At 56.2% G+C, this 20,984-nt stretch carries 17 protein-coding genes and 1 tRNA gene; 11 read left to right on the top strand and 7 right to left on the bottom strand.

The window, feature by feature from the left end:
- Window positions 1–149 precede the first annotated feature (149 nt).
- Window positions 150–1,796, top strand: a complete 1,647-nt coding sequence (locus ACLL9E_RS03050; RefSeq protein ID WP_411290392.1) for a recombinase family protein — start codon at window positions 150–152, stop codon at window positions 1,794–1,796.
- Here the strand turns inward: ACLL9E_RS03050 and ACLL9E_RS03055 are convergent.
- The 5 genes from ACLL9E_RS03055 to ACLL9E_RS03075 all read right to left on the bottom strand — a co-directional run bounded on the left by ACLL9E_RS03055 (window position 1,752) and on the right by ACLL9E_RS03075 (window position 8,376).
- Window positions 1,752–1,828: transfer RNA gene (locus ACLL9E_RS03055), tRNA-Arg, on the bottom strand. The genes ACLL9E_RS03050 and ACLL9E_RS03055 overlap by 45 nt on opposite strands.
- 102 nt (window positions 1,829–1,930) lie before the next feature.
- A complete protein-coding gene (gene ppdK / locus ACLL9E_RS03060; RefSeq protein WP_411290270.1) occupies window positions 1,931–4,591 on the bottom strand; it encodes a pyruvate, phosphate dikinase in 2,661 nt (886 codons plus the stop codon).
- A gap of 154 nt (window positions 4,592–4,745) precedes the next feature.
- Window positions 4,746–7,040 carry a glycine--tRNA ligase subunit beta gene (gene glyS, locus ACLL9E_RS03065; RefSeq protein ID WP_411290271.1) on the bottom strand — a complete coding sequence of 765 codons (2,295 nt, stop codon included), beginning with the start codon at window positions 7,038–7,040 and terminating at the stop codon, window positions 4,746–4,748.
- On the bottom strand, window positions 7,037–7,432 hold the full coding sequence (locus tag ACLL9E_RS03070) for an endonuclease domain-containing protein (protein ID WP_411290272.1): 396 nt from the start codon (window positions 7,430–7,432) through the stop codon (window positions 7,037–7,039). The genes glyS and ACLL9E_RS03070 overlap by 4 nt, the downstream gene beginning before the upstream one ends.
- Before the next feature lie 71 nt (window positions 7,433–7,503).
- On the bottom strand, window positions 7,504–8,376 hold the full coding sequence (locus ACLL9E_RS03075) for a glycine--tRNA ligase subunit alpha (protein WP_411290273.1): 873 nt from the start codon (window positions 8,374–8,376) through the stop codon (window positions 7,504–7,506).
- A 155-nt stretch (window positions 8,377–8,531) separates the two neighbouring features.
- Between ACLL9E_RS03075 and ACLL9E_RS03080 the strand changes: the two genes are divergently transcribed.
- The 4 genes from ACLL9E_RS03080 (at window position 8,532) to ACLL9E_RS03095 (ending at window position 11,208) form a co-directional block, all read left to right on the top strand.
- The gene (locus ACLL9E_RS03080) at window positions 8,532–8,744 is read left to right on the top strand and encodes a helix-turn-helix transcriptional regulator (protein ID WP_411290274.1); all 213 of its coding nucleotides are present in this window, start codon (window positions 8,532–8,534) and stop codon (window positions 8,742–8,744) included.
- A complete protein-coding gene (locus ACLL9E_RS03085) occupies window positions 8,713–9,387 on the top strand; it encodes a hypothetical protein (RefSeq protein WP_411290275.1) in 675 nt (224 codons plus the stop codon). The genes ACLL9E_RS03080 and ACLL9E_RS03085 overlap by 32 nt, the downstream gene beginning before the upstream one ends.
- Before the next feature lie 55 nt (window positions 9,388–9,442).
- The gene (locus ACLL9E_RS03090; RefSeq protein WP_411290276.1) at window positions 9,443–10,396 is read left to right on the top strand and encodes a TraB/GumN family protein; all 954 of its coding nucleotides are present in this window, start codon (window positions 9,443–9,445) and stop codon (window positions 10,394–10,396) included.
- Window positions 10,397–10,467: 71 nt separating this feature from the next.
- Window positions 10,468–11,208 carry a CPBP family intramembrane glutamic endopeptidase gene (locus ACLL9E_RS03095; protein ID WP_411290277.1) on the top strand — a complete coding sequence of 247 codons (741 nt, stop codon included), beginning with the start codon at window positions 10,468–10,470 and terminating at the stop codon, window positions 11,206–11,208.
- On the opposite strand, the gene ACLL9E_RS03100 is transcribed toward ACLL9E_RS03095, so the two are convergent.
- Together ACLL9E_RS03100 and ACLL9E_RS03105 are read right to left on the bottom strand one after the other, a co-directional pair.
- A complete protein-coding gene (locus tag ACLL9E_RS03100; RefSeq protein ID WP_411290278.1) occupies window positions 11,205–12,254 on the bottom strand; it encodes an LD-carboxypeptidase in 1,050 nt (349 codons plus the stop codon). The two genes, ACLL9E_RS03095 and ACLL9E_RS03100, sit on opposite strands and share 4 nt — an antisense overlap.
- Before the next feature lie 18 nt (window positions 12,255–12,272).
- Window positions 12,273–15,209, bottom strand: coding sequence for a TonB-dependent receptor domain-containing protein (locus ACLL9E_RS03105; protein ID WP_411290279.1), 2,937 nt, complete (start codon window positions 15,207–15,209; stop codon window positions 12,273–12,275).
- 183 nt (window positions 15,210–15,392) lie between these two features.
- On the opposite strand from ACLL9E_RS03105, the gene ACLL9E_RS03110 reads away from it, so the two are divergent.
- The 6 genes from ACLL9E_RS03110 (at window position 15,393) to pth (ending at window position 20,982) form a co-directional block, all read left to right on the top strand.
- On the top strand, window positions 15,393–15,830 hold the full coding sequence (locus ACLL9E_RS03110; RefSeq protein WP_411290280.1) for an RrF2 family transcriptional regulator: 438 nt from the start codon (window positions 15,393–15,395) through the stop codon (window positions 15,828–15,830).
- Window positions 15,831–15,980: 150 nt separating this feature from the next.
- Window positions 15,981–16,157 carry a YezD family protein gene (locus tag ACLL9E_RS03115; protein WP_411290281.1) on the top strand — a complete coding sequence of 59 codons (177 nt, stop codon included), beginning with the start codon at window positions 15,981–15,983 and terminating at the stop codon, window positions 16,155–16,157.
- A gap of 66 nt (window positions 16,158–16,223) precedes the next feature.
- Window positions 16,224–18,653, top strand: a complete 2,430-nt coding sequence (locus ACLL9E_RS03120; protein ID WP_411290282.1) for a TonB-dependent receptor — start codon at window positions 16,224–16,226, stop codon at window positions 18,651–18,653.
- 121 nt (window positions 18,654–18,774) lie between these two features.
- Window positions 18,775–19,551 (top strand): sulfite exporter TauE/SafE family protein, encoded by a 777-nt coding sequence (locus tag ACLL9E_RS03125; protein ID WP_411290283.1) that lies wholly within the window; start codon window positions 18,775–18,777, stop codon window positions 19,549–19,551.
- A 109-nt stretch (window positions 19,552–19,660) separates the two neighbouring features.
- Window positions 19,661–20,278, top strand: coding sequence for a 50S ribosomal protein L25/general stress protein Ctc (locus ACLL9E_RS03130; protein WP_411290284.1), 618 nt, complete (start codon window positions 19,661–19,663; stop codon window positions 20,276–20,278).
- Window positions 20,279–20,409: 131 nt separating this feature from the next.
- Window positions 20,410–20,982, top strand: a complete 573-nt coding sequence (pth, locus tag ACLL9E_RS03135; protein ID WP_411290285.1) for an aminoacyl-tRNA hydrolase — start codon at window positions 20,410–20,412, stop codon at window positions 20,980–20,982.
- Window positions 20,983–20,984 lie beyond the last annotated feature (2 nt).

Genomic DNA, 20,984 nt, shown 5'->3' on the forward strand with positions numbered 1-20,984 from the left:
CGAGCGGATGACTCATTTTGCGACAGTGCGCTGCGCAATTTGGATGGGACGGGCGCGATCGAAAACGCTAACATGGACCTCGACCAGGAAATCGCGCTCATCGATCTTTTTCTGGGAGATGCATTACGGCAAATAATGAAGGATAAATAATGACTGGTTTTGCTGGCAAGCGCGCTGTGATCTATGCGCGAGTTTCAACATCGCGGCAGGAAGACAATGCAATCAGCCTCCCGAACCAAGAAGCCACTTGCCAGAAATGGATCACTGCCCAGGGCGCCGGTCATGTGCAGACCTTCGTTGAAAAGGGTGCGTCGGCGACTAATGACAACCGGCCTGAGTTCCAGGCCATGATTGCGGCAGCGACAAGCACCGATAAGCCATTTGATCTTATAGTTGTTCACAGTCTGTCGCGTGCGTTCCGCAATGCGTTCGACTACATGAAATATCGCCAACGCCTAAAGCGTGCAGGTGTGCGTCTTGTCTCGATCACCCAAGATTTCGGGGAAGACCCGGCGAGCGAAATGGCGCTTGGCATACTTGCGCTGTTCGATGAATTTCAATCCGCAGAAAATGGCAAGCACGTGCGTAGCAATATGTTGGCAAACGCGGTGCAAGGACACTGGAACGGGCAGACCCCGCCATTCGGTTATGAGTCAACTGCCGTACCGCAGCCAAAGGGCAAGGATCGCAAAAAGCTTGAGATCGAAGTGCACTCGGCAGCGATCGTGCGAGATATCTTTGCGCTTTACATTCACGGCGACGCGGAAGGTCCTATGGGCGTCTCGCGGCTTGCGGCTTGTTTAAACAAACGGGGCGAGCGGTTGCGCGGAAAGCCGTTCCACACGAGCAACGTGCATCATATCCTCAAAAACACGGCCTACATAGGCTATGTCATCTACAATCGCCGAGACAGCAAATCTGGCGAGGATCGCCCAGAGGACGAGTGGGTACCTATTCCTGTGCCCCCGATCATTGACGAAGATCTTTTTTATGCCGTTCAGGCGCAGCTCAAAGCGCGTGATCCCAAAATGGGCGAAAATGCCGATAAGCACAACTCAAACTTGCTGACATCTCTTGTGACCTGCGGCTGCGGTGACGACGGTTGCGGGGGCGGGCTTACGACTTCCACTGGAAAATCGGGGCAGTACCGTTATTATGCCTGTTCGCGTCGTCAAACGCAGGGCGTTACGCAGTGCCTTGGGCGACGGGTGCCGATGGAGAAGCTCGACGATGTCGTAGTCGATGCCTTGGTAAAGAAAGTTATCGAACCAAAGCGCCTCGCTGCCTTGCTGTCAGGCTGGATCGAGCAGAACGACAAATCGCGACAGGCACGCGCCGCAGACCTGGCTCGGCTACGTGCCCGCCGAACGCATCTCGAAGCAGAGCGCACAAATGTGATTAAGCTCGTCCGCAATGGGGTCTGCTCGCCTGACGATCCGCAGATCGCTTCCGAACTCGGTCAGTTGGCCGCTCAGCGGGCAAACATTGACCAGGACATCGAGCTAACCGAACGCCAGCTTGATCAGAAAAACACCCAGGTGACCCCTGCGCGAATCGAATCGTTTGGACGTCTGCTGACCCAGAAACTGCGTTCACCGGACGAAAAGTCTTTCCGGCACCAGTATCTACGTCTGCTCGTTGATCGTGTCGAAGTTGGTGACACCCAGATTCGCATCACAGGGCGAAAGAATAACCTGCTGGCCGCAGTGTCGGCCGAGGCCGCAGGACTAGTGCCCAACACTGTACGGAAATGGTGCACCCGGAGCGATTCGAACGCCCGGCCCTCAGATTCGTAGTCTGATGCTCTATCCAGCTGAGCTACGGGTGCACTGGAGCGCCGCTATTACGGACGCAGGCGCGCTTGTGCAATAGCTAATTTGACATTTAGCGCAGCGTGCAACGCCGCGCAAAATCTTTGGCGGTGCCTCGTTTAGCGGCTGGCAAGCGCCGCCTGTGCTGCGGCCAGCCGCGCGATGGGGACGCGGTAGGGCGAGGCACTTACATAATCGAGGCCGACCTTTTCACAGAACGCGATCGATGCCGGATCGCCGCCATGTTCACCGCATATGCCAAGTTTGATGTCGGGGCGGGTTGCGCGGCCTTTGTTGACCGCAATCTCGATCAACTGGCCAACGCCTTCGACATCAAGGCTGACAAACGGGTCGCGCGCGTAAATGCCCTTGTCGACATAATGCGTCAGGAAACGTGCGGCGTCGTCGCGGCTGACGCCCAATGTCGTTTGCGTAAGGTCATTGGTGCCAAAGCTGAAGAAGCTGCCGACTTCGGCAATTTCGTCCGCCATCAATGCGGCGCGCGGCAGCTCGATCATCGTGCCGACAAGATATTCGATTCTCTTGCCTTGTTCGGCAAACACCGCCTCGGCAGCCTTGTCTACCACGTCCTTCATCAACTCAAGTTCGCGCCGTGTACCAACGAGCGGGATCATGATTTCCGGAACTGGCGCAACCGCAAGGCTGCACGCTGCCTCAAAAATTGCACGTGCCTGCATCTCGTAGATTTCGGGATAGGTCACCCCCAAACGGCAGCCGCGATGTCCAAGCATCGGGTTGAATTCATGCAGCTCGGCCGCGCGTTGTTTCAACACCTCGATACCCACGCCAGCAGCAGCCGCAACTTCGGCAAATTCGCTTTCCTGATGCGGCAGGAATTCATGCAATGGCGGGTCAAGCAACCGAATGGTTACTGGAAGGCCTGCCATTACCTCGAATATCGCGGTAAAATCCTTGCGCTGTTCGGGCAGCAATTTGTCGAGCGCAATGCGGCGGCCCTTCTCGTCGTCGGCGAGGATCATCTGGCGCACGGCAGTGATCCGCGCTGCGTCGAAGAACATATGCTCAGTGCGGCACAGGCCAATGCCTTCCGCGCCAAAGTCACGCGCGGTTTGCGCGTCCAGTGGCGTTTCGGCATTGGCGCGGACCTTCATCCGGCGGCCAGCATCTGCCCAGACCATCAAGGTCCCGAAATCACCCACCAGCTCGGGCTGGATGGTGGGCACTTCGCCCGCCATCACTTCGCCGGTCGAGCCATCAAGCGTGATGATCTCGCCCTCTTTCAAGGTCCGGCCTGCAATCCGCAAAATCTTTGCCGCAGCATCAATCTGAATACTACCCGCGCCCGATACGCAGGGACGTCCCATGCCACGCGCGACGACCGCCGCATGGCTGGTCATTCCGCCACGCGCGGTCAATATGCCCTTGGCGGCGTGCATGCCGTGAATGTCTTCTGGGCTGGTTTCGATCCGGACCAGAATGACCGCCTTGCCCATGTCATTGAAGCGTTCGGCAGTGTCGGCGTCAAACACGATCTCGCCCGACGCAGCGCCGGGTGAGGCGGGCAGGCCGGACGTCAACACATCACGGACGGCTTTGGGATCAAGCGTCGGGTGAAGCAACTGGTCGAGCGCCATCGGATCAACGCGCAACACTGCCTCATCCGTTGTGATCATGCCTGCTTCGGCCATATCGACCGCGATTTTCAACGCAGCTTTGGCTGTGCGCTTGCCCGAACGGGTTTGCAGCATCCACAATTTCTCGCGCTCGACGGTGAATTCGATATCCTGCATGTCGCGATAATGCGTCTCGAGAATTTCGAACACGCGTGCCAGCTCGGTATAAACCTGCGGCATGGATTCTTCCATCGACAAGGGCTTTGCGCCTGCGCGCTCGCGCGCGGTCTTGGTGAGATATTGCGGCGTGCGGATACCCGCGACCACATCCTCGCCCTGCGCGTTGATCAGATATTCGCCATAATATGCGTTCTCGCCGGTCGCCGGATCGCGCGTGAAGGCGACACCGGTAGCCGATGTTTCCCCCATATTGCCGAACACCATCGCCTGCACATTAACCGCAGTGCCCCAGTCGCCCGGGATATTGTTCAGGCGGCGATAGACCTTTGCCCGGTCCGATTCCCACGATCCGAACACCGCGCCCACCGCGCCCCATAATTGGTCGTGCACGTCCTGCGGAAATGGCTTGCCCCATTGGGCCGCGACAAGGCGCTTATACTCGGCCACCAATGCCTTGAGGTCACTGGCTGACAATTCGGTATCGAGATAATAGCCCTGGTCTTCCTTGGCGATTTCAAGCGCCTCTTCAAACGCGCCATGGTCAAGCTCAAGCACGACATCGGCGTACATCTGAATGAAGCGGCGGTAACTGTCCCATGCAAAGCGCGCATCACCCGATGAGGTTGCAAGCCCCTCTACGGTATCGTCGTTTAGGCCGAGATTCAGAACGGTATCCATCATACCCGGCATCGAAACCCGCGCGCCCGACCGCACCGAGACCAATAAGGGATTGGCCGGATCGCCAAAGGATTTGCCCGTTACCTGTTCAATATGTTTCAGGCCGTTCGCGACCTCGGCACGCACGCTGTCGGGAAAGCTTTGGCCATTGGCGTAATATGCCGTGCACATTTCGGTCGTGATCGTGAAGCCGGGAGGCACAGGCAAGCCAATCGAAGCCATGCCATCGAGGTTCGCGCCTTTGCCGCCGAGGATATTCTTGTTGCCACGGATGTTCTCATCGCCATCCGACACACCGCCACCGAACCGAAACACATATTGCGTCATTCATCACTCCCTTGGGTGGCGGATAACATGCCACCCGAAAATCTTTTTGGCCGTCACCCTGAACTTGTTTCAGGGTCTTACTCGTTTCTGCACGAAATACTGGAAAGTAAGATGCTGAAACACGTTCAGCATGACGATGAAGCTGGTCCGCCCTTTACCCCTCAATCTTCGAAAAATCGGCCACTTGAGTAACCGCATCGCGGAACCGCGCGAGCAAACCCAAACGAAACGCCCGCTTCGCCGGATCTTCGTCGTTCACCATCACTTCATCAAAGAAACGGTCAATCGGTTCGCGCAAGGTTGCAAGCGCCGCCATGGCGTCTTCAAATTGTTCGGCCTCAAGCGCCTTCTGCGCCTGTGGCTCTGCAATATCGAGCGCGCCGAGCAAAGCAATATCCGCTGCGGCCGCGCCTTCGGGAATGATTCCCGCGGTGCGGCCATGGTTGCCGGCGATGGCCGCGCGCATCCCTTGGTCGACGTCGACAAACGGGTCTTCCTCGCCCGTCTGCGGCATTTGCTGTTCGGCAGCGTCGGACATAGGCGCATCTGTTGCCCTATCCAAGACGGGCGACACGGGTGTCGAACCCTTGAGAATGTTCGCCGCGCGCTTGTAAGCCGCCAACAAATTCGCGCCCTCGGCCGTCGTGATATATGCCTGCAATGCCTTGACCCTCGCCAGCAGCCGGACAAGATCATCCTCACCGCCAAGGCTAAACACCGCATCAATCAAATCGTGCCGCACGCCCGCTTCGCGTTGTTGGACTTTTAGGCGGTCGACCAAAAATTCTTCCAACGTATCGAAGCTTGCTCCGGCACCGGTTGCATCAAGCGTTTCCCGAAGCGAGCAGCGCAGGTTATTTTGAAGCAGCAGTGACAGAAATCCGATAGCTGCACGCCGCAACGCGAACGGATCTTTCGACCCCGTAGGTGGCATACCGGCAGCGAAGAACTGCGCAAGCGTGTCCAGCTTGTCCGCCAGGCTAACCGCAACCGTCACCGGCGCAGTGGGCACATCATCGCCCTGCCCGACGGGCTTGTAATGGTCGCGGATAGCGTCGGCGACGGCGTCGCTTTCGCCCTGCACGCGGGCGTAATATCCGCCCATGATGCCTTGTAGTTCAGGGAACTCGCCAACCATTCCGGTGACAAGGTCCGCCTTGCACAGACGCGCCGCGCGTGCGGCCTGGGCGGCTAGCTCCTCCCCGCCTGCGGGGAGGGGGACCGTGCTTGCACGGTGGAGGGGGCCGTCAGCTTGCGGCGACGCGGAAGGCAGAGAGCCCCCTCCGTCACTCGCTGCGCGAGCGCCACCTCCCCGTTCCGGGGAGGATTTGACAATGCCCTCTTCAACCAACCAGCGGGCCAGTTTCGCCACGCGGTCAACCTTGTCGGCCACACTGCCCAATTTCTCGTGAAACGTAATCTGCGCCAGCTTCTGCGCTTGGTCATCAAGCGAAACCTTGAGATCCTGCTCCCAAAAGAACTTCGCGTCCGACAGGCGCGCGGCAAGAACCTTTTCATTGCCGGCAACAATCGCTGCGCCGCCGTCGTGCGCATCGATATTCGCAGTGCAGACGAACGCATTGGCAAGTTTGCCATTGCTGTCATGGCAAACAAAATATTTCTGGTTCACGCGCGCGGTCAATTGAATGACCTCCTGCGGAACATCCAGGAACGCGGGGTCAAAACGGCCAAGCATCGGCACTGGCCATTCGGTCAGGCCGGCATTCTCAATGACCAAACCTTCGTCCTCAACCAAATTTAGCCCCGCCGCCTGAGCAACAGCCTTTGCACCATCACGGATAATGCGGCAGCGTTCGGAGCAATGGACGATGACATGGCAGGCGCGCAATTTCTCGATATAATCGCCTGCATTGCCAATCGTTATGGGGCCGCTGTGGTGGAAACGATGCCCCATCGTGGCCGCGCCGCTGACGATGCCGTCAATCTCGCAAGGCACGACATCATCGCCAAGAAGCGCGACGATGCCCTGCAACGGGCGGACCCAGCGCAGGCTTTCGGTCGAAATCGACGCTGCGCCCCAGCGTTGCGATTTCGGCCAAGGGAAGGCGCGAATGATTGCTGGGATCGCTTCGGCCAGCACATCGGCGGTCTGCCGCCCAGCCTTTTCCACGACCGCGAAATACACACCGTCGCGCTCGGTCAGTTGATCCTGCGTGAGCCCCGTTTTACGCAGAAAGCCCTCCATCGCCTGTGGCGGCGCGCCGACCTTTGGACCTTTGGTTTCTTCGGATACAGCATCGGTCGCAAGCGGCAGCCCCGTCGCTATCAGCGCCAGACGCCGCGGCGTCGCGAAGGTTTCAACCGATGCCGCCGCAAGCCCGGCCTTGGCCAGCGCATCGCTGAACAAGCGCGCAAGGTCTTCCTTGCCCTTCAATTGCATCCGCGCAGGGATTTCCTCCGAACGCAGTTCTAAAAGGAAGTCGGTCATACCAATTCCTCCCCGCCTGCGGGGAGGGGGACCGTGCTCGCACGGTGGAGGGGGGCGTCAACCGCAGCACAGATGCTCTGCAACACTGCGTCCATATTTTTAAGCACATCCACGGCTGCAATACGAAGAACATTCAGCCCTGCCCCCTGCATGGCAGCATCTCTAACATCATCTCGCTGAGGTCGACCTCCTCGATCGTGGGCCTCACCGTCAATCTCGATTACCAGCTTCGCTGACGTAGAATAAAAATCAGCGATATAAGGTCCGATTGGATATTGTCGACGGAATTTGGTTCCCATCTTGCCTGCACGCAATTGTTCCCAAAGCAGAACCTCGGGTAGGCTCATTTCGCGGCGGAGTTTCCGGGCGCTGTACACGATAGGACGTTGCATGGGCCGAGAACCCCCTCCACCGCTCCGCGGTCCCCCTCCCCGCGTGCGGGGAGGATTCACGTCACCCACCATCACGCCGCCCACCCGTTCTTTTCCATCCAGGCCTGGCAACTGCCTTTGGCGAGGTCGCGGACGCGGCCCATGTAGCTGGCGCGTTCCTGTACGGAGATGACGCCGCGTGCTTGCAGTAGGTTGAACAAGTGGCTTGCCTCGATGGCCTGATCATATGCCGCGAGCGGAATGTTGGCAGCAATACAACGCTGGGCCTCCGCCTCGGCATGTTCAAAGCCTTTGAACAGTTGAGTGGTGTCCGCAATCTCGAAATTATACTTTGAATGTTCCTGCTCGTTTTTGAGGAACACATCGCCATAGCTTACGCCGTGATTGTTGAACGCAAGGTCGTAAACGCTGTCGACACCCTGAATATACATGGCAAGCCGCTCAAGCCCGTAGGTCAATTCGCCCGCCACCGGCTTGCAATCGAACCCGCCGACCTGTTGGAAATAGGTGAACTGGGTGACTTCCATCCCGTCGCACCAGACTTCCCAACCAAGGCCCCATGCACCTAAAGTCGGGCTTTCCCAGTCGTCCTCGACAAAGCGGATGTCATGAAGCAGCGGGTCAATACCGATGGCATCGAGCGACCCGAGATACATCGCCTGCAAATCCGGCGGGCTCGGCTTCATGATTACCTGATATTGATAATAATGCTGAAGCCGGTTCGGGTTTTCGCCGTAACGCCCGTCGGTGGGGCGCCGCGACGGTTGCACATAGGCCGCGTTCCAACTTTCCGGGCCAAGCGCACGAAGCGCGGTCGCCGGATGGAACGTCCCTGCCCCCATGCGCATGTCATAAGGCTGCAATATCGCACAGCCTTGTTGGCCCCAATAATCGTGAAGCGTAAGGATCAGGTCCTGAAAACTTAAGGGTCGGACGTCGGACATGCCAAGCCATTGGCGGAGATAGGTCGCTAAATCAAGTTTCAGAATGTGCGCACATTCATTTGTCAGCCGTGCATATCATTTTGTAAGGTGTTGTTGACATTTTCTGCGAATCGAGTTAGTAAGGTCTACATGACACAAAGACATCATAACCTGACATGAAAAACCAGCTGAAAGTGCTGCGGGCCATGCGCAATTGGAGCCAGGCCGATCTGGGCGAGCATCTCGATGTGTCGCGCCAGGCGGTCAACGCGATTGAGACCGGGAAATACGACCCGTCGCTGCCGCTGGCTTTCAAAATTTCGCGGCTATTTGAATTACCAATCGAGGAGATTTTCGATGACGAATTTAACGGAGAGCATCATGGTTGACCCGGTAGAGGACGAAAATGCAGGCGGACGGCAAATCCTTTGGATGATGCTATCCACCCTTGGTATTATGGCGACCATTGGTGCCGTCATTGGCTATCTTGCGGCGCATCAGGCGGAAGGCGGCGGGCCGCTGGATACTGCGACGATCGTTACTGTGACGGTTTTGACCGCAATTATTGCCGCACTTTGCCTTGTTATTTGGCGCGGCCGACACAGGATAAAGAACAGCGGCTTTAGGGAAACAAGCCGCGATAAAATGAACGTCCGGATGACATGGGGCAGTGGTATTTTTGGAGGCTTGATTGCACTCGCGCTTATCGCCGGTGATATCATGGGCGCCAATGACGGCAATATCTTCGGAAGCGGAGCACTCCCCCCCACTCTGGCTATCATCCTGAGTGTAGCCATTGGCATCGTCCTGCCCGCAGTGACATATTATTGGCACAAGCGCGTGATTGATGAGCAAGAAGAAGCCGCATACCGCACGGGCGCGCTGATCGCCATCTACGCCTTCTGGTTTATCGCGCCTGTCTGGTGGCTTTTGTGGCGCGGCGGGATGCTGCCAGCGCCCGATGGCGTCGCACTTTACCTGATGACAACCTTTGTTGCGCTGATTGTCTGGTTCTGGAAGAAATACAGTTAGTTACCGGTCCAACTTCGCCGAAATACATTCCACTTTTCATTGAAGGAAAATATCCATGCGAATTTATTTTAAGACCCTGCTTACGGCCACCGCAACCTGCGCATTGGCATGGGCGGCCCCTGCCACAGCACAAAGCACACCCACCGAAGCCCCCGCCGAAGTTGAGGCGCTTGATCCGGTCAAGGTTCCTGCCGTCGTCGTTAAGGATGTCGACCCCGCCATGTGGGTGGTAAAAGACGCGGACACGACGATATACCTGTTTGGCAGCGTCCATATCCTCAAGCCCGGTCTTGGCTGGTTTGACGATGAAGTAAAAACGGCTTTTGACGGGTCGGATCAATTGGTGCTTGAACTGGTCGAGCCGCCCGCAGCTGAAGTACAGGCCTTGTTTGGCAAGCTCGCGATGGACCAGCAGGGCAAGGCGCTACGGTCCAAGATGAACGACGCCGACCGCGCCGTATACGACACCGCTATGGGCAAGCTTGGCCTGCCTACGGCCGCTTTCGATCCGTTTGATCCGTGGGCTGCAGCAATTACCCTTTCTTTGCTGGCCATACAGAAAAGTGGATTTGACCCCAATAGCGGCGTTGAAAAGCAACTGACGGCTGCAGCAAAGGCGGCCAAAAAACCCATTGATGGACTTGAAACTACCGAGTTTCAGCTTGGCGTTTTTGACACCTTGCCAGAGGCCGAGCAAATCGCGTTTCTCGTCGAGACGGCAAAGCAGATTGATGATGCCGGCACGAACATGGACAAAATGGTCGATATGTGGGCCGCCGCCGACACCGATACGCTTGGGCAGCTCATGAATGAAGGGCTGACCAGCCGGACCTTGTATGACGCCTTGCTGACCAAACGGAATGCCAATTGGGCAAAATGGATTTCAGCCCGGATGGAAAAACCCGGCGTCACGTTCATGGCGGTGGGCGCAGGACATCTTGCTGGCCCTACCAGCGTTCAATCATTGCTTCCGGCTTACGGTCTTAACGCAATGCGGGTGGCGTATTAAGTTTTGATGTGCAAAACAAACGAAGGTCGGGCCAAGCTGCGCCCGGCCTTCATCTATTTGGCAAGATCGACATGGAAAATATGCAAGCGCGCGAAACTGAGACGACGTTAACGCCAACCCAACCGCCGTACCCGGGGTTGTTGCCCACCATCGGTTTCATCATTTTGTATTTCGCGCTTCAGGGTCTGTGTACCGGAATAATCATGGCAGCCACACAGGATGTCACGATAGCGAACCCGACCCCCATGCCGATTGCGATCATTTACGGCCTTGTTGCGTCGGCCATCGTTCAATTATTCCTGATGTGGTTATATTTGCGCAGGAAAGACCGGATGGCACTTTTGGGCCTCAATGACTTCGGGCGAATTCCGCTGCACAAGGCGACTGGCCTTGCCATCCTGTTGGTGGTCGCGGCGATGGCCTTTAACCTGGCTTATGCGACTTATGCGATCCCGGGGATCGGCATGCAGGAAGAAATGGCAAAAATCCTCGCTGGCATTGCGCGCACACCCTTCAACATGGCGGCAATGTTCTTTGCGATCGCGATTGCTGCACCCGTCGTCGAAGAGCTACTTTTTCGAGGCTTTTTGCAAAATGCTTTGACCAAATATCTGCCGATTTGGGGCGCGATATTGCTGTCGTCATTTCTATTTGCGCTGGTGCATTTGCAACCTTACGCAATCCCCGGGCTGATGTCCCTCAGCATTGCCTTTGGGTATCTGTACCACCGTACCGGGTCATTGCGCACCAACATCATCCTGCACATGGCGAACAATATCATTGCCCTGCTGGCAACGCAGGGGTTGAATTAAACCACCACCGGTTCAAGCAAGCGGAGCGTGCCTGCATCGGCATCGATTTCCGCCATGCCGCCGACGGGCAGCGTGAATTGGTCTGTGATATGCCCGAAATAGGCGCCTTGGTAAGCGGGGACGCCTAAGCCACCCAGATGCTGGGTAAGGACGTCGTTTAGTGTGAATGCGCCATAGCTGTTACCTTTGTTGACGCAGTCGGTGCATTGCCCGAACACCACGCCTTTCAGGTTTTTCAACACTCCCGCCTGCCCCAATTGCGTGAGCATGCGGTCGATGCGATACTCTGCCTCGTCGACATCCTCCAAAAACAGGATAGCGCCGTCAAAGCTCGGCAAATAGGGCGTGCCTGCAAGCGCGGTTAGCACGGTCAGGTTTCCGCCCAGCAGCTTGCCGCGCGCCTTGCCATTGCCCGTCCCCAACACCCGCGTTCGCCAGCGGCGTTGCACCAGGCGGTCCTCTTCACCAACCGGGTTTGTGAAAGTAGGCGTGCCAGCTTCAAAGGCGATTTCGCGGTAGATATCCCATGACGCCTTTCCCCATGCACTGCCTGCGTTGGGGCCATGCAACGTCACAAAGCCACCCTTTGCAGCAATGGCCATATGCAAGGCGGTGATGTCGCTGAAGCCCGTTAGCAATTTGGGGTTGGCGCGGATGATATTCCAGTCAAGATACGGCAAAAGCCGCGCACTGCCCCACCCGCCGCGCACTGCGAAAATGGCTTTCACTTCCTTGTCGGCGAACATCGCGTTGATATCCGCCGCGCGGTCCTTGTCTTTGCCTGCCAGATAGCCGTAACGGTCGAGCACATGCGTCGCCCGTTTGGGCTTTAGGCCCATCGCGACAATCGCTTCTTCCACCAGTTGAATCTGGAACGGCTCGTCACTTGCAGAGGCTGGCTCGATCAGGCCAACCGTATCGCCTACACGCAATCGTGATGGCTTGGTGGCGGCTTTCGCGTCACCAGCACGAGCCATAAGCTGTGGAGCCGACAGCAATGCTGTCAGCCCCATCATGATTTGACGCCGAGTTGCATTTATATCCATACCCGGCAATCCTTTAGACTAGAATTTCGCTTCCACAGACATGGTAAACGAACGCCCGCGTGGGTCGGCAACCCGTGGCTCCCAGCTTGATCCAGCGCCGGTGTTGCTGTCATAGGTAATCGCAAATGGTGGATCGCGATCAAAGATGTTTTTGACACCTGCTGTGAGCGTGAAGCCGGGAATTGCGATGAAGCTGACCGTCGCGTTGTAGATGATATAGTCTTTGACCCTCGGGTTGAAGTCCGGGCGTGCAGCACTTCCCGGCAAAGCTTGGTTGGTATAGCCATTGCGGAAAATTTGCGAGAAGGTCATGCTTACGTCATCATTTTGGTAGCTGATAAACGCATTATGCTTCCACTTAAGGCCCAAATCGCCGGTAAAGGTGAACCTGCCAATCAGATCGGTGTAAGCAAGGTTCGGAAGCAGTTTTTCGCGCTTGTCGAGCAAATAGGTGCCATCGAGCCCAGCGCCAAGAATGCCGCCAAATGCGTCGAACCCACCACGCGCCGTGATTTCAAGCCCTTCAGTCCTCCGCGACCCGAAGTTGCCGGTGCGCAGATCTACCCCGGTGATGATACCATTGGTACGTTGGATCCGGTCAGAGAACGAGCTGATATTTGCCAACAACTGGGGAATGGTAATGGTCCCGATCGTGTTATCGACCGCAATATTCCAGTAGTCGACCGACAGGCTGAATCGGCTGGATGGCTGGATCACGATGCCAACGCTATATTGTTCGGACGTTTCGGGTCCAAGATCGAGATTACCCCCGCTGGCCGATTCTGGTGTGATCGCCGCGCAAGCGGGTTGCGGCCCCGCAGTGGTTCCTTGCGGACATAAGGTCGGATCAACCAAAGCGTTTCCAGGATTTGGCGAAATTGTCACGCCGTTAAAAATCTGGTTGAACGCAGGTACACGGAACCCTGTATTGTATGAACCGCGGAACATGATGGGGTCCCAAGGCCGGTATTTGAACGATACTTTGGGGTTCACTGTCGTGCCAAAGCCCGAATAATCATCGGCGCGAACCGCACCAGTGATTTCCAGTCCATCAAATAGTGGCACCAAAATTTCGGCATAAGCCGCTTTCACTTCGCGGCTCTTCGGGGTTAGTGCGTTGACGTTATCAAACGCGGCGAGGAATACGACCGGCGCTGTAGCCGCAGCTGCAGCAGACCCGTTAAAGGAGTAGGTTTCCTTGCGATAGTCAATGCCGACCGCGGCCTGAACTGACCCACCCCAAACGTCAAACAGTGGACCGGACACCGAATAATCGAGTTGCTTCACTTCGTATTTTCCGCCGTAAAGCGTTGTCCCGTCCGCAGAAACTGACTGAAGTGCCGCTAGGCCGGCATCAGTCTGGGTCAGGCTGAACGGATTAAGCAAACCGCTGTTGATGGCGCCGAGGATGCCGCGAAAACCGGCAGGGGCCCCGACGACTTGAGGCGCCAGCGGATCATAAGAACCGTTCGCCAAGCTTCCGCGGAAATAATAACCTGAACCAAGCAGTGAGGAAGATTCGCTCTCCGCATAAGACGCGCCAGCGCGATAATCCCAACCTGCTCCTATTGGACCTTCCAGCCCGATGGCTGCACGCAACGTTTGGGTTGTCGTTTCATATTCGCGTGGTCCGCAGGCAATGCAACGCCAACGTCCCGCAATCGGCAAATTCTGCGCTGCTCTCACATTGAACGCCGCAAGTTGGGCGGGGACTGTAATCGTGCTGCGTATCGCACTGACAACAGAATCATACGCCGCGGCATTGGCTGCGGTCCGTGCAAAGGCCCAAGGCAGGTTCGTCGCATTTGCGGAGAGCTGCGCGTTGGAGAAGCTCTTGGCCGAATCAGCTTTCGACCCAGTGATTTCGAACGAAAGTTCATGGTCTTCGGCAATCCGTCCGACGGCGCGCCCATAATATGTGAGTGTCTGGATCGGCTGCTGGATGACTGCCGCGCGTCCGGTATCCCAAGCACAGGCATAAAATGCCGTTGGCACCGCCCACAACACTTCGTCATAGGCCATGCCGCCGTCCATGGTTTGGCATCCTGCGCCGCCGGGGACATCCAGCGGGTTAATACCGCCCGCTGCCGCATTGGCACCATTGGGCGCGGTAATGGTCAAACCGGACAACAAAGTGCCAAGTGGCGTCTGGAAAGCATTGGTACCGATATTAAAGGCAGTCGCGATCGGTGTGCCACGCGTATCGACGGACAGGCCGCGATTGGGCTGGTTCGCGTTTACAAAATCGCGCTGAGAACCGCGCAATATTTGATTCCAGCTGTACGATACCGCACCCATGACATTGAAGCCATTGGTGTCGAGATCGCCATATCCCGCGGTGCCCGATAATCGGTAGATGTTCCCACCACCGGCGTCGGTCACATCCGCGAAACCTTGCATGCTCAAACCTTGGAAATCCTTCTTGGTGATGAAGTTGATGACACCGCCAATCGCATCGGTTCCATATATTGCAGAGGCACCGTCCTTCAAAACTTCAACGCGTTCGATGGCCGCAAAAGGTATCTGGTTCACATCGACGGCGGACCCTGAAAGGCCGTGCGCCGCCACACGGCGGCCATTGAGCAACACCAATGTCGACGCACTACCCTGACCGCGCAAGTTGGCGGCTGACAAGCCATTGGTGCCCCGTTGCGCACCGCTGACAACATCGGCGTTGGATGCCAGATTGTCTGCGCCCGAACCATTGGTGCTGAGGAACATCAACAGCTGCTCGGGGCTACTAATACCCTCGCGCGACAATTCTTCGTTCGTAATAACCTGCAAGGGGAGCGAGCTGTCGTTTGGGTCGCGTTTGATGCGCGATCCGGTAACAATAATGGCTGCACTTTCTTCTGCGGCGGTTTGGGTTGACGATAACGTCGCAGCGTCCTGTGCAAAGGCAGGCGCGGTCAGACACGTGGCCAATAAAAATACGGCTGTTCTTGAATATTTCATAATATCCCCCTTTTTTCGGCTCGCCTCCGGAGCCATATTGTCGCGCAGGCTATGCGCTCAAATTGCGCAATGCAACTGCCATTGACCGCAGTTCACCGAGAATACGGGGGATAATTTCACCCAACTTCTGCTTTGTCTACTTGGTGGGTTGAAAAATACGTTTGCAAGGCGCAAAAGCACAATATGCTGTCGCAAAAAACCCGCTACGCCATTCGTGCAATGCAGCATCTGGCTGATTGTTACGGCAAAGGCCCGGTACAGCTTGCAGACATTGCCGAGGCGCAAAAAATCCCGCCAAAGTTTCTCACGGTCATATTGTCGGAACTGTCACGTTCGGGCCTTGTGGCCTCGCAACGCGGCAAGGATGGGGGATACTGGCTAGGCGTGTCACCGATTGACATCAGCTATGGTGATCTGATCCGGATCATGCGCGGGTCGCTGGCGCTGGTTCCCTGCGCCAGCCGTTATGCACATGAAACGTGCAAAAACTGTGTCGAGGAGGAAAATTGCCGCACCCGTGCATTGATGCTTCAGGTCCGCGACAAGACGGCGAATCTGCTCGATGGCATCAACCTGTCGGATGTGGTGGATGCCGACACATATCTACAGGCGGCCGAATAATAGCGCCAAAATCGGGATAGCGCACAAACGGAACCTTTCGGCGCTGAAACGAAAATCTTTCACGACGACATATTGTCAATTAATTTAGTTGAGTTTAATTCGTGTCCGGGATGAAGGCGCGATAAAGCGTCCATCTTACATGGGGTGCTTATGACAGAATCTGATAATGCATGCGCTGATGAGTCTGTGACCGCCCCCCTGTCGGAGCCCGTGCAGGCTGTGCTCGATGCATTAAACACACTGCGCTTTGGTGCCATTCAGTTGACTGTCCACGAGGGGAAGCTCGTGCAGGTCGACATCACGGAGCGCAAGCGCTTCAGCAATTGAATTTCCTCCTAGTCCTAGAGGCAGACCGGACATCTGGATGCATCTGTTTTTTCGAAAGTTAAACATATGCGTTTTCGTGCCCATGGGCCTTCATTGGCCCTGATAACTTTACTTGCCTTTCCCACACCTGCTTTTGCCTCCATTGCGCCGGACGCGCCCGAACAAGAAAGCCGTTCATCGGCAGGAACAGGCGATACTGACGCACCCGAAGAAATCATTGTAACTGCGCGCCGCCGGAACGAAACTGCGCAGGATGTTCCGGTCGCTGTCTCAGTCGTGGGCGGCGACCAGATTGACAATACAGGCAGTTTCAATGTAGGCCGGTTGCAGCAGCTTACCCCAACGCTGCAATTTTACTCGTCCAACCCACGCAACACATCGGTCAACATTCGCGGCATCGGTGTTCCGTTTGGCCTTACCAATGACGGCATCGAACAAGGCGTCGGGGTATATGTGGACGATGTGTATTATTCGCGCGTCGCATCTGCCACCTTCGATTTTCTCGACGTTGCGCAAATTGAAGTGCTGCGCGGACCGCAGGGCACATTATATGGCAAAAACACCACGACAGGTGCGATTAACATTACCACGCGTCAGCCGACTTTTGACCTGGAAGGCCGCGCCGAAGTCAGCTTGGGCAATTTGGGGTTCAAACAAGCCAAGGCTGCAATTGGTGGGCCGCTGTCGGATACTATCGCAGCGCGCGTAGCGGTATCAGGCACCAGCCGTCGCGGCACCATTTTCAATGTCGCCAGCAATAAATGGATTAACGCGCAAGACAATCTTGGCCGGCGTGGCCAGTTGCTGTGGCGACCAAATGATAACCTAAATGTTACTTTGTCCGGCGATTTTAGCGTGCAAGATCCCGAATGCTGCGCGCAAATATTTGTCCGTACCGGCGCAACACAGCGCGCGGTGGCCCGCCAATATGCCGCCTTGGCGGCTGCGCAAAATTATCAGGTGGTTAGCACCGATCCCTTCGACCGTTTGACGGATGTCGATGCAGAACTGAACGCCCGGAATGAACTTGGCGGCGCGGCACTGAAAATCAAATGGGACACCGGTCCTGGAACTCTCTCATCGGTCACTGCGTGGCGATACTGGGACTGGGTGCCGGCGAACGATCGCGATTTTACCGGGCTTCCGATTACTACAAAATCAAACAATCCGTCGCAGCAGGAACAATATACGCAAGAGTTACGCTATGCGGCAAACGGGGACCAGTTTGACTTTGTTGTTGGCGCCTTTGCCTATCATCAGAAAATCCGCACGCAAGGTATTCAGGTGCAAGGTCCGGCGGCTAGCCGTTGGCTGCTGACAGGGGCGCTCGCAAACGACCCGTCGGTTTTGAACGACCTGACGGCGCGCAACGATATCCGGTTGGACAACACAAGCGCAGCCATGTTCGGACAATTCAGCTGGAAGCCGCTCGCTGGCCTGACGCTGCAGCCAGGTTTTCGGGTCAATTATGACCAAAAAGATGGTCTATATGATTCGGTCGTAACAAATGGCGCAGGCCAGCGGGTAGACTTTGCCAGCACTGATCCGCGTATCGTGGCGCAACGCGGCATCCTTGCGCCGCAAAGGTTTGAAGCCAATTTCAGCGACTGGAATTTCAGCTACGAATTGACCATCAGCTACCAAGTTGCACCGGACATTCTGGCTTATGCCACGTACGCCAAAAGCTTCAAATCGGGTGGCATTAATTTGAATGGCGTACCCAATGATGCTGTCGGCAACCCCATATTGGCGGCAGCCATCGTCAGCCCTGAATCAGTCAACCATTATGAACTCGGCGTAAAAGCGCAATTTCTCGATCGTCAAGCTACGCTGAACTTTGCCGCGTTTCGGACGGACATTGGCGATTATCAAGCGCTGGTCACCAACGGACAATTGGGCGTGCTGCGCGGCTATCTCGCCAATGCGGAAAAGGTGCGCACTCAAGGCGTGGAGGTTGATTTCTCGTTCCGCCCGAGCGCGCGGTTCAACGTCTATGTGAACGGCACCTATGTCGATGCAAAATATGACCGCTTTACCGACGCGCCTTGCCCTCCGGAGCTGTCGGGCGGAACAACAGGCACGCCAATCGCTGCACCGGGTGTTCCCGGCAATAGCCCGGCCAACTGCGACATATCCGGGCAGCGCATCCCGGGCGTGTCAAAATGGTCCTTTTCTTATGGCGGGGAAGTCAACGCGCCGACAGCGATCTTTGGCCGCGAAGGCAATATCTATGTCGGTATTGACGGCAATTATCGAACCGGTTTCTCATCGAACCCGACGCCATCGGTTTACACCAATATCAACGGCTATGCCCTCACCAATTATCGAGTCGGGTTTCGCACTGATGGCGGGTTCAACATTTTTGGCTATGTGCGCAATCTGTTCGACGTAAACTATTTCGAGCAATGGGCGGTGCCATCGGGCAACACGGGCCTTATCGTCGGGCAACCCGGTGATCCGCGTACCTTTGGCCTTACGCTGGCCATGACGTTCTAATGCCGCCGCTAAACCGCATCTTTTACATGGCCAATAAAATACACCGCCGCAAGTGTATGGCTAATCCTGTAACTTGGGATTATGCGTTCGGTTGTGGCAGCTTGTTAACAGCGAGATTTGGATGATTGAATATATTGCCAATATCGACTGGGCGGCTGTTGCTCCCTATATCGCGGTGGGTTTTGCCGCGCAATTGGTCGATGGCGCACTTGGCATGGCTTTCGGTGTCATTTGCAGCACGCTGCTTGTCAGCGTCATGGGCGTTGCCCCTGCGCGTGCCTCTGCTGCGGTCCATTTTGTGGAGATGTTCACCACGGGCGCATCGGGCATCAGCCATGTGCTCCACAAGAATGTCGACTGGAAACTGTTTAGCCGTATCGCCATTCCCGGCGTCATTGGCGGATGCACCGGTGCCTATTTGTTGGCGAACATCCACACAGAGGCGGCCCGCCCTTTTGTGATGGGCTACCTCACACTCATCGGCTTTTACTTGCTCTATAAGGCGTGGGACTTCACCCATGAACACAAACCGCGCGATCCAAAGGTGACGATGCCTTTGGGCTTGATCGGCGGCTTTCTCGATGCGTCCGGCGGCGGTGGCTGGGGGCCGGTTGTTACGTCGAACTTGCTTATTCAAGGCACAGACCCGCGCAAAACCATTGGTACCGTCAACACAGCAGAATTTTTCCTGACCGTTGCGGTGTCGTTGACGTTCATTCTGACGATCGGGCTTGAAGCATTTACTGTCGTCACCGGCGGTCTGTTGATTGGCGGGTTGCTGGCCGCGCCATTAGGTGCTTTCATCGCCAAGCGCGTCCAAACACGTCGGCTGCTTTTCGCCGTCAGCTTCGTACTTATCGCGACGAGCCTGTTCAGCCTCTACAAAGCGTTGGCGTAAATTCGCACTTAGCTTGCTTTTTAGGCCAGACCCCCATATAGGCGCGCGCTCGTCGTGCATGGTCATCCCTGGAGGCGTGGCGGCAAGGTAACTTAATTGGAGAATGAACATGAGCGATCAGCTGACTTTGTCGGCAGAGACGCGCGATCGGGCAGGCAAGGGAGCCTCCCGCGAATTGCGTCGTCAAAACCGAGTGCCCGCCGTAATTTACGGCAACAAACAAGAACCCGAACTCATTCACGTTGAGGAAAAAGCGCTCATCAAGCTTTTGATGACTGGCCATTTTTCCAACAGTGTGGTCGAACTCGACCTTGGTGGCAAAAAACAGATCACTATTCCAAAGGATGTTGCATTTCATCCCGTCAGCGATCGCCCAACCCATGTTGACTTCCTGCGCATCGTTAAGGGCGCGAAGGCCGACGTTCAGGTACCTGTCGTCTTCGTCAACGAAGAAGCGTCGCCCGGCCTGAAGCGTGGCGGTGTTTTGAACATCGTGCGCCACGAACTGGAACTCGTTTGCGACAATGACAAGATTCCTGACGACATCCAGATTGATGTTGCAGGCTTTGACATTGGCGATTCGATCCACATCAGCAACGTGAAGTTGCCAGCCGGATCGGAAAGCAAGATTACCGACCGCGATTACACCATCGCGACTATCGTTGCTCCATCGGCGCTCAAGTCGACTGAAGGCGACACGACCGTCGAAGGCGAAGCGGAAGCTTAAATTTTAAGCTAACCCAGTCCCCCTCCCGCATGCGGGAGGGGTTAGGGGAGGGTAAAACGGGAGGATAGCTTGTGACATCAGTGTTGCAGGCCCTCCCCCACCCCTCCCGCCTGTGGGAGGGGAGTGTTCTGATGCAATTATGGGTAGGTCTCGGTAATCCAGGCGCGACCTATGCGATGCACCGGCATAATATCGGCTTCATGGCGATTGATGCGCTGGCCGAGATCAACGACCTGCCATTACCTGCGAAGAAATTCCTCGGCTGGGTGCAGGAACTTCGCATCGGCTCCGACAAAATCATCCTGCTAAAGCCCGCCACGTTCATGAACGAAAGTGGCCGAAGCGTGCGCGCGGCGATGGATTTCTATAAGCTTGAATCCAAGGACGTTACCGTCTTTTACGACGAACTCGATCTTGCGCCCTTCAAGGTGAAGGTAAAAACGGGTGGCGGCGCGGCTGGCCATAATGGCATTCGTTCAATCACCGACCATATTGGCGCAGAATTCCGCCGCGTCCGCCTCGGCATTGGTCACCCCGGCAATAAAGACCGCGTCACTGGCTATGTGCTTGGCAATTTCCACAAGAGCGAGATCGATGATCTGGCTGACTTGCTGGGTGCATTGTCCGCTGAGGCCGATTGGCTCGCCAAGGGCGATGACGTCCGTTTCATGAACGACGTCGCGATGCGGTTGCAACAGGACTGATG

Origin of the sequence: Sphingorhabdus sp. (assembly GCF_046596595.1) — a bacterium.
GTDB lineage: Bacteria > Pseudomonadota > Alphaproteobacteria > Sphingomonadales > Sphingomonadaceae > Sphingorhabdus_B.

Coding starts and splice junctions, on each gene's coding strand:
- ACLL9E_RS03050 (WP_411290392.1), top strand. CDS start 150: ATGACTGGTTTTGCTGGCAAGCGCGCTGTGATCTATGCGCGAGTTTCA.
- ppdK (WP_411290270.1), bottom strand. CDS start 4,591: ATGACGCAATATGTGTTTCGGTTCGGTGGCGGTGTGTCGGATGGCGAT.
- glyS (WP_411290271.1), bottom strand. CDS start 7,040: ATGACCGACTTCCTTTTAGAACTGCGTTCGGAGGAAATCCCTGCGCGG.
- ACLL9E_RS03070 (WP_411290272.1), bottom strand. CDS start 7,432: ATGCAACGTCCTATCGTGTACAGCGCCCGGAAACTCCGCCGCGAAATG.
- ACLL9E_RS03075 (WP_411290273.1), bottom strand. CDS start 8,376: ATGTCCGACGTCCGACCCTTAAGTTTTCAGGACCTGATCCTTACGCTT.
- ACLL9E_RS03080 (WP_411290274.1), top strand. CDS start 8,532: ATGAAAAACCAGCTGAAAGTGCTGCGGGCCATGCGCAATTGGAGCCAG.
- ACLL9E_RS03085 (WP_411290275.1), top strand. CDS start 8,713: ATGACGAATTTAACGGAGAGCATCATGGTTGACCCGGTAGAGGACGAA.
- ACLL9E_RS03090 (WP_411290276.1), top strand. CDS start 9,443: ATGCGAATTTATTTTAAGACCCTGCTTACGGCCACCGCAACCTGCGCA.
- ACLL9E_RS03095 (WP_411290277.1), top strand. CDS start 10,468: ATGGAAAATATGCAAGCGCGCGAAACTGAGACGACGTTAACGCCAACC.
- ACLL9E_RS03100 (WP_411290278.1), bottom strand. CDS start 12,254: ATGGATATAAATGCAACTCGGCGTCAAATCATGATGGGGCTGACAGCA.
- ACLL9E_RS03105 (WP_411290279.1), bottom strand. CDS start 15,209: ATGAAATATTCAAGAACAGCCGTATTTTTATTGGCCACGTGTCTGACC.
- ACLL9E_RS03110 (WP_411290280.1), top strand. CDS start 15,393: ATGCTGTCGCAAAAAACCCGCTACGCCATTCGTGCAATGCAGCATCTG.
- ACLL9E_RS03115 (WP_411290281.1), top strand. CDS start 15,981: ATGACAGAATCTGATAATGCATGCGCTGATGAGTCTGTGACCGCCCCC.
- ACLL9E_RS03120 (WP_411290282.1), top strand. CDS start 16,224: ATGCGTTTTCGTGCCCATGGGCCTTCATTGGCCCTGATAACTTTACTT.
- ACLL9E_RS03125 (WP_411290283.1), top strand. CDS start 18,775: ATGATTGAATATATTGCCAATATCGACTGGGCGGCTGTTGCTCCCTAT.
- ACLL9E_RS03130 (WP_411290284.1), top strand. CDS start 19,661: ATGAGCGATCAGCTGACTTTGTCGGCAGAGACGCGCGATCGGGCAGGC.
- pth (WP_411290285.1), top strand. CDS start 20,410: ATGCAATTATGGGTAGGTCTCGGTAATCCAGGCGCGACCTATGCGATG.